This is a genomic window from Coriobacteriaceae bacterium (genome assembly GCA_025992705.1).
In the GTDB taxonomy this organism is placed as follows: domain Bacteria; phylum Actinomycetota; class Coriobacteriia; order Coriobacteriales; family QAMH01; genus QAMH01.
This window is the reverse complement of the sequence record DAJPGJ010000001.1, coordinates 965,098-979,035: the sequence shown is the minus strand read 5'-3', so window position 1 is coordinate 979,035 and position 13,938 is coordinate 965,098. Positions and strand designations below refer to the sequence as shown.

The 13,938-nt window shown below is 58.7% G+C and carries 17 protein-coding genes; 4 read left to right on the top strand and 13 right to left on the bottom strand.

Features of this window, described 5'->3' with window-relative positions; all coding sequences use genetic code 11:
* Positions 1 to 19: 19 nt before the first annotated feature.
* Positions 20 to 580, bottom strand: coding sequence for an elongation factor P (gene efp, locus OIM11_04400; protein HJJ00373.1), 561 nt, complete (start codon positions 578 to 580; stop codon positions 20 to 22).
* A gap of 352 nt (positions 581 to 932) precedes the next feature.
* Between efp and OIM11_04395 the strand changes: the two genes are divergently transcribed.
* Positions 933 to 2,009 (top strand): Xaa-Pro peptidase family protein, encoded by a 1,077-nt coding sequence (locus OIM11_04395; GenBank protein HJJ00372.1) that lies wholly within the window; start codon positions 933 to 935, stop codon positions 2,007 to 2,009.
* A 233-nt stretch (positions 2,010 to 2,242) separates the two neighbouring features.
* Here the strand turns inward: OIM11_04395 and aroQ are convergent, their stop codons facing one another.
* From aroQ to OIM11_04360, 7 genes are all read right to left on the bottom strand, one after another.
* Complete coding sequence (gene aroQ / locus OIM11_04390) at positions 2,243 to 2,674, bottom strand: type II 3-dehydroquinate dehydratase (protein HJJ00371.1); 432 nt, start codon at positions 2,672 to 2,674, stop codon at positions 2,243 to 2,245.
* Positions 2,671 to 3,822 (bottom strand): 3-dehydroquinate synthase, encoded by a 1,152-nt coding sequence (gene aroB, locus OIM11_04385; GenBank protein HJJ00370.1) that lies wholly within the window; start codon positions 3,820 to 3,822, stop codon positions 2,671 to 2,673. Before aroB ends, aroQ begins: the two co-directional genes overlap by 4 nt.
* Positions 3,819 to 4,346, bottom strand: coding sequence for a shikimate kinase (locus tag OIM11_04380; GenBank protein HJJ00369.1), 528 nt, complete (start codon positions 4,344 to 4,346; stop codon positions 3,819 to 3,821). Before OIM11_04380 ends, aroB begins: the two co-directional genes overlap by 4 nt.
* Positions 4,343 to 5,488, bottom strand: coding sequence for a chorismate synthase (aroC, locus tag OIM11_04375; GenBank protein ID HJJ00368.1), 1,146 nt, complete (start codon positions 5,486 to 5,488; stop codon positions 4,343 to 4,345). The genes OIM11_04380 and aroC overlap by 4 nt, the downstream gene beginning before the upstream one ends.
* A gap of 16 nt (positions 5,489 to 5,504) precedes the next feature.
* Positions 5,505 to 6,548, bottom strand: a complete 1,044-nt coding sequence (locus OIM11_04370; protein HJJ00367.1) for a DUF1385 domain-containing protein — start codon at positions 6,546 to 6,548, stop codon at positions 5,505 to 5,507.
* A 3-nt stretch (positions 6,549 to 6,551) separates the two neighbouring features.
* The gene (thyX, locus tag OIM11_04365) at positions 6,552 to 7,226 is read right to left on the bottom strand and encodes an FAD-dependent thymidylate synthase (protein HJJ00366.1); all 675 of its coding nucleotides are present in this window, start codon (positions 7,224 to 7,226) and stop codon (positions 6,552 to 6,554) included.
* A gap of 151 nt (positions 7,227 to 7,377) precedes the next feature.
* Positions 7,378 to 7,593, bottom strand: a complete 216-nt coding sequence (locus tag OIM11_04360) for a hypothetical protein (GenBank protein ID HJJ00365.1) — start codon at positions 7,591 to 7,593, stop codon at positions 7,378 to 7,380.
* 141 nt (positions 7,594 to 7,734) lie between these two features.
* Between OIM11_04360 and OIM11_04355 the strand changes: the two genes are divergently transcribed.
* Positions 7,735 to 7,995 carry a helix-turn-helix domain-containing protein gene (locus OIM11_04355; GenBank protein HJJ00364.1) on the top strand — a complete coding sequence of 87 codons (261 nt, stop codon included), beginning with the start codon at positions 7,735 to 7,737 and terminating at the stop codon, positions 7,993 to 7,995.
* Positions 7,996 to 8,312: 317 nt separating this feature from the next.
* On the opposite strand, the gene OIM11_04350 is transcribed toward OIM11_04355, so the two are convergent.
* Entirely contained in the window at positions 8,313 to 8,873 is a 561-nt protein-coding gene (locus OIM11_04350) for a GNAT family N-acetyltransferase (protein HJJ00363.1), read from the bottom strand.
* 197 nt (positions 8,874 to 9,070) lie between these two features.
* On the opposite strand from OIM11_04350, the gene OIM11_04345 reads away from it, so the two are divergent.
* Positions 9,071 to 9,517, top strand: a complete 447-nt coding sequence (locus OIM11_04345) for a hypothetical protein (protein HJJ00362.1) — start codon at positions 9,071 to 9,073, stop codon at positions 9,515 to 9,517.
* 166 nt (positions 9,518 to 9,683) lie between these two features.
* On the opposite strand, the gene OIM11_04340 is transcribed toward OIM11_04345, so the two are convergent.
* From OIM11_04340 to rpmE, 4 genes are all read right to left on the bottom strand, one after another.
* Entirely contained in the window at positions 9,684 to 10,295 is a 612-nt protein-coding gene (locus OIM11_04340; protein HJJ00361.1) for a Fic family protein, read from the bottom strand.
* A 67-nt stretch (positions 10,296 to 10,362) separates the two neighbouring features.
* Positions 10,363 to 11,262: a DMT family transporter gene (locus tag OIM11_04335; GenBank protein HJJ00360.1), complete on the bottom strand. Its 900-nt coding sequence runs from the start codon at positions 11,260 to 11,262 to the stop codon at positions 10,363 to 10,365.
* Entirely contained in the window at positions 11,259 to 12,092 is an 834-nt protein-coding gene (locus tag OIM11_04330) for an AraC family transcriptional regulator (protein ID HJJ00359.1), read from the bottom strand. Before OIM11_04330 ends, OIM11_04335 begins: the two co-directional genes overlap by 4 nt.
* A gap of 150 nt (positions 12,093 to 12,242) precedes the next feature.
* Positions 12,243 to 12,740, bottom strand: coding sequence for a 50S ribosomal protein L31 (gene rpmE, locus OIM11_04325; protein HJJ00358.1), 498 nt, complete (start codon positions 12,738 to 12,740; stop codon positions 12,243 to 12,245).
* A gap of 183 nt (positions 12,741 to 12,923) precedes the next feature.
* On the opposite strand from rpmE, the gene OIM11_04320 reads away from it, so the two are divergent.
* Positions 12,924 to 13,937 (top strand): polysaccharide deacetylase, encoded by a 1,014-nt coding sequence (locus OIM11_04320; protein HJJ00357.1) that lies wholly within the window; start codon positions 12,924 to 12,926, stop codon positions 13,935 to 13,937.
* The last annotated feature ends 1 nt before the right edge of the window (position 13,938 follow it).

The following is a 13,938-nucleotide window of genomic DNA, read 5'->3' as shown; positions in this document are numbered from 1 at the left end:
TCTCGGGATGGAATCGCAATTAGAGGCGCTCGACGAAGCGGCCGTCGCGCGTGTCGATCTTGACCCTGTCGCCAATCTCGAGGAAGAGCGGAACCTTGATTTCGGCGCCCGTCTCGCAAACGGCAGGCTTGGTGCCGCTCTGAACGGTGTTACCCTTGAAGCCGGGCTCGGTCTCCGTGATCTCGAGCTCGACGAACATGGGGGGCTCGACGTTGATGAGCTCGCCGTCGGCGTATTGTGCCAGACAGGTGTCGCCCTCCTTGAGCCACTTCTCGTTATCGCCGATGATGGCCGCGGGGACCTCGGGTTGCTCGTAGGTCACAGGGTCCATGAAGTAGAACGTGTCACCGTCGGTCCAGGAATACTCCATCTCCTTGGTCTCGAGACGCACATCGTCGAACTTGTCGTTGGGCCTGAAGGTGTACTCGACGACGCGACCCGTAGAGACGTCCTTGAGCTTGGTGCGAATGAAGGCACCGCCTTTGCCGGGCTTGACGTGCTGGAACTCGACAATGGTGCAAAGCTTGTTGTTGTACTTGATGCACATGCCGTTTTTAAAGTTTGAGGGCTGAACGCTCACTTTTCACTGCCTTTCTCTCGACATATCCGCACTATTCTACTCTATCGACCCGCAAACGTGAGGGTCAGCTTTGAGCGTGCGCAAAATGCCCGTAATCGTGCGAAACGCATCCGATTCTTGCACGAAGCACGCGTTTCCATACAATGAAGCGCATGTGCAAGCGTACGTCCTGTCATTTCGACTGGAGGCGCGAAGCGCCGAAGTGGAGAAATCTCAAGCAACGGCAGAGATTTCTCGACTTCGCGACCTTCGGTCGCTTCGCTCGAAACGACAATGGGGCACGGCCTTCGCTTGGAATGACAATGGATATGGAAAGGCATGGAGGATGCGGGCGTTACACAGGATCGAACAAGTGCAGAGACTTCTCGAGGACCAGGTTCTCGATGCAATCATCGTACGGGCGAACAGCGACCTGTTCTGGCTCACGGGTTTCGAGGACGTCTTCGACAGCGAGCAAGCTCATGTCGCCATTATCACGCGCCAGGACTGCATCCTGCATACGGACACGCGCTACGTGACCGCCATGCGCGAGAAGGCCCACGAGGAAGGCATCTGGCAAATTGACGCCTCGCGCGAGCGTGAGGTCGAGTTCATCGCCCACATGCTCAAGGAACTCAAGCTCGTCACGGGACGTGTCGCCATTGACGAGACCATGCCGTTGAGCCTCTATCGCAAGTATTCGGATGCAATGCCCAACGCGCGCTTCAAGGAGCGCTCCGATGACATTCTCAAGCTGCGTGCCGTCAAGGATGCCGACGAGATCGTCCTCATGAAACGAGCCCAGGCCATCGCCTCGGAGGCGTTCATGGAAACGCTGGAGGATTTACAGCCCGGCATGAGCGAGCGTGACGCCTCGATCATGCTCGAGTTCAACATGAAACGCCTGGGAGCAAGCGAGCTCGCGTTCGCGAACATCGTCGCAAGCGGACCCAACGGCGCCAAACCCCACGCCATACCGTCAGAGCGCCAGTTCGAGCAGGGCGACTTCATCGTCTTCGACTTCGGTGCACGCGTAGGCGGATACTGCTCGGACACGACACGCACGGTATGCATCGGTGGGGCAAGCGAGGAGCAGATACGCGTCTACGAGGCCGTACGCCGGGCAAACGAATGGGTTGCCGCAAACATCAAACCGGATGTAACAGGCGCGCAGATGCATACGCTCGCCGAAAGCGAGCTTGCCAAGGCGGGCTTCGAGCACAAGATGGGCCACTCGCTCGGGCATGGCGTGGGTATCGATATCCATGAGCTTCCCCTGCTCTCGCCCACCAACAAGGAAGCGCTTGTCGCCGGCAACGTCGTGACCGACGAGCCGGGCATCTACTTACCAGGCGAAATGGGCGTGCGCATCGAGGATTGCGGTGTCGTCACCGAGACCGGATTCGAGAGCTTCTGTGACATCACGCACGAGCTCATGGTGGTTGAGTAAGGCATATCTATACCTCTGCCGTCATCTCGACCGGAGGCGCGCAGCGGCCACTTCTGTCATTTCGACCGGAGGCGCGCAGCGGCCACTTCTGTCATTTCGACCGGAGGCGCGCAGCGCCGGAGTGGAGAAATCTCCAACAGCAGAGATTTCTCGACTTCGCTTCGCTTCGCTCGAAATGACAGCGTGCGACGTGGCGTCTCCGCTCGAAATGGCGGAGCCACGTCATATCACGCTTACCCCAGATGCTCCAGCAGCATGTCGACGCCGCGCAGGTAGCCTTGAGGTCCGAGCCCCTTGATCTGCCCGATGCACGCATCGGCAAGCACCGAATGCCGGCGAAACTCCTCGCGCTTCGAGATATCGGAGATGTGCACCTCGACAACCGGTGTGGTGACCGAACTGATCGCATCATGCAAGGCGTAGCTATAGTGCGTGTGCGCGCCGGGGTTGTAGACGATACCGTCATAGACACCCTGGCTCGCATGTATCTTGTCGATAAGCTCGCCCTCATGGTTGGACTGGAAGCAGTCCATGTCGGCACCGTGCTCACGCGCATAGGTAACCGTATCGGCCTCTATGTCGGCGAGCGTCGTCGTGCCGTAGACGTCAGGTTCGCGCTGCCCCAGCAAGTTGAGATTGGGGCCGTTCATCAACAGCAGCCTCATGCCTGCCCCCACATCTTTCCGCCGTTTTGCTCGATGAAGCGCTCCTTGGCCGCGCACCATGCCCGCAAGTGTTCCATGATGACGTTATCGGGCACGGCCACGAGCTTCCACTTGGCGATGTCCTCGAGCAAAACGAACCTGACCTGGCCACCGCGTGCCTTCTTGTCGCCCTTCATGAGTTTGAAGAGGCGCTCCGGTGGCGCCACCCACGGAAGCGCTGGCAAGCCCAGCGAGTCGAGCAGGCTATCCGTCGCCTTCACGACACTCATGTCGCAGCCAAGCATCTCGACGGATAGACGTGCTGCGAAACGCATTCCCTCGGCAACGGCGCGTCCATGCGCGATAGTGCCATAGCCCGCGGCGTTCTCGATGGCATGTGCGAGAGTGTGTCCGTAGTTGAGACACTCGCGCACACCGGCGGATTCGGTGCTGTCCTTGCTCACCACGGATGCCTTGAACTCGGCGGTCATGTAGACCGCCTCCTCAAGCAACTCGACGTCATGTGCCATGAGACCCGCGGCGTTGTCACGCAGCCATTCGTAGAAGGAACGACGCGGGGCCACGAAGGAGCTCTTGGCTATCTCGGCAAAGCCGTTTGCCCAGTCCTCCTCGAGAAGGGTCTTGAGGCAGCGGATGTCGGAACACACGAAGATGGGCTGATGGAAGGTGCCGACGAGGTTCTTGCCGGACTGAAGGTTGACCCCCGTCTTGCCGCCAATGGACGAGTCGACCATCGCAAGCAGGGTCGTGGGCACCTGGATGAAGTCGATGCCGCGCATGTAGGTCGAGGCGACGAAGCCGGCCAAATCGCCCACGACGCCACCGCCGCACGCAACGATGAAATCATCGCGAGTGAAACCATAGCGGGCGATAGCCTCCCAGAGCTCATTGGCGAGTTCGACGGACTTGGAGGTTTCCCCCGGCGCGATGAGCAGGTCGTAGACCTCGAATCCAGCCTCTTCGAGACGTTTCTTCACGAGCTTGCCATAGGCAGGCCCCACGTTCTCATCCGAGATGACGAGGGCACGCTGGCAATCCTTGAGATCGCGTGCCGTCGAGGAGAGTGCGGAAAGGGCACCGCTCCCGATGCGGATATCGTACACATGGCCGCCCGGTAAGGCGACGTGGATGATGCGGTCTCGGCTCATAACAGCCCCTCTCGTTCCAGAGCTTCCTTGCATTGGTTGGCCACCTGATAGACGCTTTTACCCGATGACTCGATGGTGATATCCGCAACTTCACGGTACCAGGGCATGCGTTCGGCATAGATTTCATCGACGGGACGCTCGCCCGAGAGCAGCGGTCGCGTGGAGGGATTCGAGATGCGCCCAATGGCCTCATCACATGGCACGTCAAGAAAGACAACAGTACCGAGGGATTTGAGTATGGGACGGTTGACCGGATTGCAGACGATGCCACCGCCACAGGAGATGATGGAGCGGCCCTCATGCTCGAGGCCACGGAGGGTCTCGGTCTCGATGCGCCTGAAACCCGCTTCGCCCTCCTCGGCAAAGATGCGGGGGATCTTGCGGTGTTGAATTGCCTCAATACGATAGTCAAGGTCGATGAGCGAAAGTCCCGTGATGGCAGACAGTTTGCGCGAGACGCTTGTCTTGCCCGAGCCCATGAACCCAACGAGGAGTATGTGATCGTTGCATGTTTCGCGCGTCATAATGCGATGCGCTCCCGATATGCATCGCGTGCAGCGATGATGTCATCGATCACGTCGGCACCGAACTTCTCGAGATAGGCATCGGCGAGCACGAAGGCGACCTCAGCCTCGGCCACGACGGCCGCGGCAGGCACCGCGCACACATCCGAACGCTCCTTGGATGCCTTGACGGGCATGAGCGTATCGGTATCGACGGTATCAAGTGGCTGCATCATGGTTGGAATGGGTTTCATCGCGCACGTCATGACGAGGGGCTCGCCGTTGGTCATGCCGCCCTCGAGGCCGCCGGCATTGTTACCGGAACGGGTGAAGCCACGCGCCTCGTCATAGTAGATGGAATCGTGCACGAGGCTTCCAGGACGCCGCGCTGCCTCGAAGCCCAAGCCAAACTCGACGCCTTTGATGGCGGGGATGGAAAACGCCGCTGCGCCCAGACGCGAGGTGAGGCGGTCAGGACCGGAGGCGTAACTGCCAAGGCCGGGAACGAGACCATCGGCAACGACGACGAACTCGCCACCGAGCGACTCGCCCTTGGTCCGCGCCTCATCGATAAGCGCCTTCATAGCCTGTGTCGTCTCCTCGTCGGGGCATCGGCATTCGGATGCCCCGATGGCTGCGCGCTCGATCTGCGCGTTTTCGGGCAGCTCCACCGTGCCGATGCGGCGCACGTAGGAATAGACCTCGACGCTGAGCTCAGCCAGGAGCGCCTTGGCAATGCCGCCAGCTGCGACACGCGCCGCCGTCTCGCGTGCGCTCGAGCGCTCGAGGATGTCGCGGGCATCGTCGGTCGCGATCTTGAGCATACCGACGAGGTCCGCATGGCCAGGACGCGGACAGGTCTCGCGCTTCAGGTCGTCTGGAGCCTCCCCGTTTGGCGCCATGCGGTCAGTCCAGTTGGCGAAATCGTCATTGACGACCTGCAGGGTAATGGGCGTGCCGAGCGTTTGGGAAAAGCGCACGCCGGAGAGTATCTGCGCGGTGTCATGCTCGATCTTCTGGCGACCACCGCGACCATAGCCGCCCTGGCGACGTGCAAGATCGCGATTGATCGCATCGATGTCGATGGAAACGCCCGCCGGCATGCCGGAGACGATCGCCGTGAGCGCTGGTCCATGCGACTCCCCTGCCGTGACAAACTCCATGCTCTTCCCTTTCCCTCTATTGGCCCGCGCCATCTTGCTGCGCGGCCTTGCGTGCCTCGAGCTCCTCACGCGCCAGCACGATGTTCATCGCCGCAATAGCGCATTCAATCATACCCTCGTCAGGAGGATTCGTCGTCAGACGCTGCATCTGCATGCCAGGCCACAGAATGATGCGGACAAGCTTGTTGTCTGGATGCGTACCAGCCCACTTGACCGTCACCTCGTAGGATACGCCAGCAATGAGCGGCAGCAGGATGATGCGCGTGAGCATGATGAGGACGAAGCGCAACGGGCCTTCGGTGACGCCCGTCAGATCGACAAGCGCGTTGATGGGCTGACCGAGCGCCGTGTAGACGAAGATGGCGATGAGCATGACCATGATGATGAAGGCCGTGCCACAGCGTACGTGCAAGCGCGGAAAACGCATGGCGACCCCGGGCTCAAGCGATTCGCCATGCTCGAAGCAATGGATGGTCTTGTGCTCGGCTCCGTGGTAGCTGAACATGCGCCGGATATCCTTCATGAGGCTGATGAGCCATATGTAGACGATGAAGATGGCCACACGCACGATGCCGTCGAAGATGTTCCAGGCAACGGAGTTCATGTTCGATTCACCGAGAACGAGATTGCTCAGCGCTGCGGGCAGGATGATGAAGATTGCGATGCCGAGCACGATGCCGACGAGCATCGAGACGGTCATGAGGACGCTCGTACCAGCGGACTTCTTCTTCGTCTCGCCGTCCTCGGCGAGCTCGTCCTCTTCCTCGTCCCAATCGTAAGCATGCTCGCTCGAGATACCGAGCGCTTTGTAACCAAGCGCCAAGGATTCCACGAAGGCGGTGCAGCCACGGATAACGGGCCAGTACATCCAGGCGTTCTTCTTGCGCCCGGAAGCCAGATCGTGTTCCTCGGTGTAGATCTCACCATCTGGCTGGCGGACGGCAACCGCCCAATTGTAGCGACCGCGCATCATGATGCCCTCGATGAGCGCCTGCCCACCGATATGCGTCCGCGTTTGGACGTCGCAATCCGCAGCAAATGCCTTGCGTGATTCGCTCAAAGCCTACAACTCCACTCGCTGCCAGGGATTACCGCAGGTCATCTTGCCTTCGGGACATGCGCCCTTCACGCAACCGGGACCCGCCTGGGCAAAGATGAGCGGCGCGGTGGGGCGTACAAGCTCGAGCATGCGGCAAGCGACCGCACGAATCTCCCATTGGGCACGATTGCAGCAGCGTAGCTCGAAGAAGTGAAGAAGCTCGCGGATGTTCATGGTCACGACTATCTTGGTCTCGCATGCGTTGGGCAGCAGATAGCGAGCGTCCTCGGCGGGGACGCCTCGCTCGACGAGGTCGGCATACGCCTTGAACGCGGCACGGGCAGCCTGATCATACTCGGCCTCGGCACCGGCATCGATGACGGTCTGCGGTACGATGAACTCCGGCTCCTCCTTGAAGGTGACGTAGCGTTGCGACTGCTGGTTGTACGAAGCGAGACGATGACGGACGAGCTGATGCGTCATCGCGCGCGAGACGCCGTCGATGGCAAAGGTATAGCTCGCATGCTCGAGTGTCGAGAAGTGGCCGCTCTCGAGAATGGTGTGCAGGACCTTCTCGATGCGCTCCTCGGACAGGGCCTCCATGAGCTCGGCGGCGCCCACGGGGGCATAGCAAAGCCGCGCTGCCGTCGCAACGGCACGCTGAGGATCGGGCGTGTGATAAAGCAGCTCGACGTTCATGAAAGCATCCTTTCCAAGGGCGTGAGATATGAAGTGCGTAGCCTCATCGTCAGTGATTGCACCATACTAGTCAAAAGCGCGAACTAGTATGAGAACAGAGCGTAAACATGCACCGAATCGTCAGAATTCGCAAATCAGCGGCGCTCGTAAGCTAGGGCGTCGCGCTTCCTGATGAGTCATCGGCAGCAGAAGATTGCCGTGCCTCGAGCGCCTGCGTAATCCGGAAGAAGAGATCGGAATATTGGAGATAGAGCTCCTCGTCGGCCTTCTTGTCCTCGAAGATGCGCTTGCCCAACTCGCAATAAAGCTCGTTAACCTGACAAGTCAGGTCCTCGGCGCCCATATGTGATATGTCTCGAAATGTCATATCGACTTTCATACACGAAAAAGCTTCTACAGAGCGATATACGCTGTGCAAAACGCTCTTATCTGCCTTTGCTATAAATCATATACGGTTTGTTGTTTCTTAGCCCAACGCCCGCATCATGCTATCACATACGCTCAGGAAATGGATTCGCAGGGCCTGCAGAACAGGCGTCTGGTCGGCGCCGCGATCAACAGATTCAGAGAGGAACAGGGCCTCTCCCTGCGTAAGCTCGCCCACATGGTCGGCATGGACTATGCCTACATCTGCAGCATCGAGGGCGGCAAGGCAAATCCCACCCTTGATGCGCTTTCCAAAATCGCATCGGGCCTCGACGTGGAGATCGTCGAACTCTTCACCAGAAACGACGGAGGTCCGGACTACGCGATGAGCAAGTTGAAATGAAGATATGAGAAGTCAAGGGGTTCATGCAATGGCTCGCGTCACGCACTGTCGAAGCCTCTGCGCATTTTCCTTGCATGTCTAGGAATTCTCGCCATGAATCCTAGACTTTCGTCGAAAATGCGCATGCAGCACCGACAAGCCCTAGACTCTCGGCAAAAATGCGCACGAGATGCCCCGCAATCCTAGACTTTCGGCAAAAATGCGCGTCGATAAGACTCTGCAATACACTACCTTACAGAAGAATCTCGAAACCTAGTAGGAGGCGGACTAGTTGGTTGTGGACTGTTGGGGCATGGATATCGGGGCTGTCCGTCGACCTAGGCCCAGCCGGCATCAACGTCTCGCGGCGTCTTCCCCTCCTGCAACCGCTTGCTCATCAGGTAATTCGCAAGCGGCACGCCGTTTCTGACCGCACTGTTCTCGCGCTCGACCGCATATCCCACATGCTCAAAGAACGGCTTTGCCGTTATCGACGAGAACAATGAAACGTGTTCTTTTCCTCGTTCGACCGCCATGTGCTCCAGCTCTTCTAGGATGGTGCTCCCTATGCCCTGACCCTGTCTGTCCTTATGCACGAAGAGCATGTCGACGTCGCCCTTGTCATCCAGACTCCCGAATCCCACGATGATGCCGCGTTCCTTGACGCTGGCCGTCTTCTGCCCCGCAAGTTTCTTGACGATTTGCGCACGGTGCTGGTCGTCGCAGGGCGCCCAAGCATCGAGCTGATCGGCTGCGTAATCGCGAGCGTTGACCGCATGAACCGTGTCGCAAAACAACCGTGCAGCCGCATCGTAATCGTCGGCAAGCAGGGAGTCGACCTCAAGGTCGCCTAAAAGGGTCTTGCCTGTATGGCTTGCTCCACCTATCAGGATGATCATTCCTCCAACCTAGCGCCAAGACAAACAAGGATGAGTTAAGCATGATTCGATGTTTTATACTACGCCGTCGAAAGCACATGCAGGTTCTCAACGGCCCACAGGCGACTGAATTGGGACGAGGCGAAAAGAAGCCGGGGCTGCAACGATTCGTCCCCACTGCAAACTATTGAGAAGGAAGAAGAGCATTGCCTGATTGCTTGAACATTGCAGAACAGGTATGCATGCTCCGATGCCCGAACAACCGCGATGCCTATCGCGCCTTGCAATCGCTGCAAGGGACGAGCGACTCGGACGAAGCCGTCTATGCTCACATCGACAGCTTCATCGAGATGATGCGCGATTCCAATTCCTATGTCCGGACTCGTGGGCTGGCCTTGATTGCCTGCAATGCGAAATGGGATGAGGCGGGAAAGATCGATGGAATCATCGATGAGTATCTGGATCACGTGACCGACGTCAAGCCCATCACCGCCCGACAGTGCATAAAATCCCTCCCGAAGCTTGCCGAAACGAAACCGCATTTGATGCCGCGTATCGTTTCCTCGCTCAGGCACGCCGACACATCGGCATATGCTGACAGCATGAGGTCGCTCGTCCAGAACGACATATGCGATGCGCTGCTCGCCCTGGACCCTATGCAATGAGGCAGCCTCGGCAAACCCCAGCCCAGCGACTCATGTAAAGACCTTTTGACATGGCAGGGCGCTTCCAAGCCAACGATGTAAAGCCGTCTTGGTGGTATTTTCTTACCGTAGATGAAAACCTCGTCTCGTCCTGGAAAGAACAATACTACGTCCTGCGTCACCTTCGCTATGCACCGAGCTCGGCGGTCGTGTACGTGCCATAGCCTTCGTAGCGATAGCTCGCGTCGATACCTTTCATGTAGACCTGGCGATCATCGATGCGGTCGGTCAATGCCTCCGCAAGAAGCGCTTTGATCTCGACGTCCTTCAAGGGGCTGCGCTCCATCGCGGAGAGGTAGTCTTCCTTACCCACGCGACTCCAATCCACCACGACGCCGAGCTCACGTCTCAAGATCGCGTCGAGCCAGATGCGCATGCTCCTACCGTTTCCTTCCCTGAAAGGATGGGCGACGTTCATCTCGACGTATTTCTCGATTATCTCGTCGAAGGTCGATTGCGGCATCCTATCTATCGCCGCAAGCGCATCATCGAGATAGAGCACAGAGGCGAAGCGAAAACCGCCTTTTGCGATGTCGACAGTCCGCATCTGACCAGCAAAGTCGTAGACATCCTGGAAAAGCTGCGCGTGAACTTGCGCAAGACCTGCAAACGTCCCGATTTCGAATTCATCGGACATACCGCTCTCGAAGAGCTCGAGCGCTCGCATCTTGCTGAGCTTCTCCTCCTCGTGAGCCAACTCAATATCATCTTGTATGCCGAGCTTGTTCTCGAGAGCCATGCGTTCCTCGTCTTCGAAAAATACGTCTCGAATGTCCCCTGCAGGTATCATCGAAAGCACGACGAGATTATACCTCTCGTTCGGCCTGGCCACGCTGCGAGAGGACCAGGCCCGCGATGGTGAGCGCCAACCCGGTGACGATGGGCACGGTGAGTGGCTCGCCCAGCAGGATGATCGAGGCGGTCGCCGTGATAGCGGGGACGAGGTAGATGTACGTCGTCGAGACCACGGCGCCGAGCCTGCGCACCGCCACGTTCCAGGTTACGAAGCACGCCGCGGAGGCGATTAGTCCCAGGAAAAGCAGATTCGCGAGATTATACCAGGCAAGCGCCTCGTGCACCGCGAGCAAGTCGCCACCAAGCAAAATGCTCGTCGGGATGATGAAGACGAGACCCCAGAGAAAGGTGCGCTTGGTGGACGCGATGGTCTCGTAGCCAAGTTCGCCGATGCGCTTGACAAGCATCGAGTAGACGGCCCAGACGACGGCCGCCAGAAGAGCGAGCAGGTCGCCGAGATATGAGAGGCCGCCAAAGGCCGACATCGCGTCCTCGCCACCCGTGCTCACGCCGACGAGCACGAGACCGCCCATCGCCAATAGAAAGCCGATGACGAAGCGCACGCTCAGGGCGGAGCGATCCCCGCGCGCCATCGCGATGATTGCCGTGAACAACGGCGAAGCCGCCACGATGACGCCCACGGCCGTCGCCGTCGTGAACACGAGCGCGATGTTCTCGAGCAGGTAATATGCGGCGATGCCCGTTGCCCCGGCAAGAACGAAGAGCCATTCATGACGACGCTCGTGCAGGTGCATGGCGTGCGGACGTAGGATACAAAGCGCGATCGTGCCGATGACAAAGCGAATCGCCAGGATCTGCAATGGCGTGAAATCGACGAGGAGCACCTTGGTCGAGACAAAGGTGAGACCCCAGACGAGAATGGTGAACAACGCGACAAGATGGTACCTCACTGAACGTCGCCCCCGGTAACCATCGCACGATAGGCAGCGGGCGTAGAACCGATGCGCTGCTTGAAAGCACGCGTGAGATGGGCCTGATCGGAGAAGCCGGTTGCGGCCGCCACGTCAGCAGGACTCACCCCGCGGACAAGAAGATCGCGAGCGCAGTCGACCCGCATCGAGAGGAGGTGCTGGGACGGCGTGATGGAAAACTCGCTCTTATACGCCCTGATAAGCGCAAACTCCGAGATTCCCTCCCATTGCGCGAGCTCCCCCACCACGACAGGGTCTGCCATGTGCCCACGAAGGTAGGCGTACGTCCTTAACGCGGCCTCACGATTGCGCCGCGGGACCGATGCGATCGATTCCGCCACACCATCCTTCGAAAGGGCATCTCGCAAGGCGAACAGCGCATCCTCGGCCCCATGTCTGTCAGCGGCGCATTTCACGGCATCCGCAAACATCGTGAACGCATCACGCGCGCCACAGTTTCTCAGAACCGGCCCCGCAAGCTTTGTCGAGCCAAACGCGCGTTCAGGCAAGGCGAAACTGTCGTACGCGAAGGGTCCTTCCCCACTCTGAACGCACCCGTGCACGTCACCGGGATTGAATACGGCGACATCACCGGGCACAAGCGCATGTGTCTCGCCATTGCACTCGAGCGTCCGCATGCCACGACGAACAAAGCCGATGGCATAGTGGCTATGGGAATGAGATGCAAACGGCTGTAGAAAGCCTTCGTAGGTCCTCCGTTCGCCCTCGATATGGCGCAGTGGCGCAACCACGCATGCGGGATTCGCTTGCGTCGGGCTGACCGCATCGTCTTTTCTGATGTGAACCATGCCGTGCCATTCCAGTCAACACGCTTGCCATTGCCAATGTCTCGCAAGCATACTGCCATAGCGAGAAACATTCTTGAACGTAATTGCGCAGACGAACGAAAAACGCCGCCCCGAATGGGACGGCGTTTTACGCTTCTTTGGATGCGAGGGTTACTCGGCGCTCTCCTCGGCAGTAGCCTCCTCGGTGGCCTGCTCGGCCTCAGCTGCCTCCGCAGCAGCCTCGGCGACCTCGGACACGCCTTCCTCTTCCTTGGCCTCGTCCTCGGCAGCAGCAGCTTCCTTCTCGGCCTTCTCGGCATCACGAGCGGCCTTCTCGGCATACTTCTTGGCACGCTCTTCCTTGGCGGCCTGCTTGGCAGCGCGCTCCTCGGCGGCCTTGGCGGCCTTCTCGGCGGCGGCAGCCTGCTTGGCGGCCTTCTCGGCTGCCTTGCGCTCCTTGAGCTGGTCTGCAGCAGAACCGAACTTGTTGGAGAAACGCTGGACGCGTCCGCCGGTATCGACGAACTTCTGCTGACCCGTGAAGAACGGGTGGCACTCGTTGCACAGATCGACGACGAGCTCGGGTTTGGTCGAGCGGGTCTTGAAGGTGTTGCCGCAGCTGCAGCGCACCGTGCACTCGACGTAATCGGGATGGATATCGGGTTTCATTCTTGCTCCTTTGATGTGCCTTAGTTTCCGACCAAGGCGTGAAACAGTCTAAAGTATGATACCAGCATCGCAACCGCATATCCAGCCCTTATTTCGCCATATCGCCACATATCGATTTGTTCGCATCGTATTTGGAAAACGGGTGTACCCTTGGGCGAAAGACAACAGACCAAGGAGCAGGTCATGGTCGAGAGAAGATATCGCTCGTCGCAGCCTCGGCGCCAAACACAATCCCGACGCGCGCCGCAAACCCAGCATTCGACTCGCACGCGACAGCCATATCATCAGCAGTACCAGAGAAGCAACTACACGCAGCGTCAGGTGTCACGAGGCTCTTCCAACGCTCGGCCACCCCGCAACCGTTTCCTGCTCGTCATCCCCATTCTCGTCATCATCGTGATTGTGTGCATCATCCGCTTCGTCGCCTGCGCACCCGCCAACGAATCCACGCAGAGCATCGCCACTTCTTCCTCCACAAGCACCGATGTATCTGCAGCCAGCGATCCTGCAGACAATAAGGCGACTGCAATCGCGACTGATCCCCAGGATCGCACCAAGACGAGCGCCAGTGCCAATGACGTCAAGCCCACCGAAAAGGTCGTCTACCTCACTTTCGACGACGGGCCCTCGGGACATACCCAACAGATACTCGATACGCTCGACAGCTACGGCATCAAAGCCACGTGGTTCATCCTCGGCAATACCGGTCACATCGATACGGTCAAGGACATCTGGAATGCCGGTCACCAAGTCGGATTGCATTCCGATGAGCATGATTACGATTACATCTACGCGAACGCGGATAACTTCGTCGCCGACATTAACAAAATCGGCTCGGCCGTGAGCGAGCAGATCGGCTTCATGCCAACACTCATTCGCTTCCCAGGTGGCAGCGTCAATGGCTACAACGCCGGTCGTTCGGACGCCTTCAAGCAAGCGGCAGCCGACCAGGGTTGGCATTACTTCGACTGGAACGTGAGCATCGGGGACTCGACTCAACCGCCCGCCCCGGTCGAGGCACTTGTGGAGAACATCAAACGCGAGGCAGAAGGATGCAACTCCTGCTGCGTGCTCATGCACGATTCGGACTTCAAACCGACGACGGCCGATGCACTGCCGCAAATCATCGATTTCTTCAAATCCCAGGGATACAGCTTTGACATCCTGACGGCGGATAGCTTCGGATACCATTTCTAGC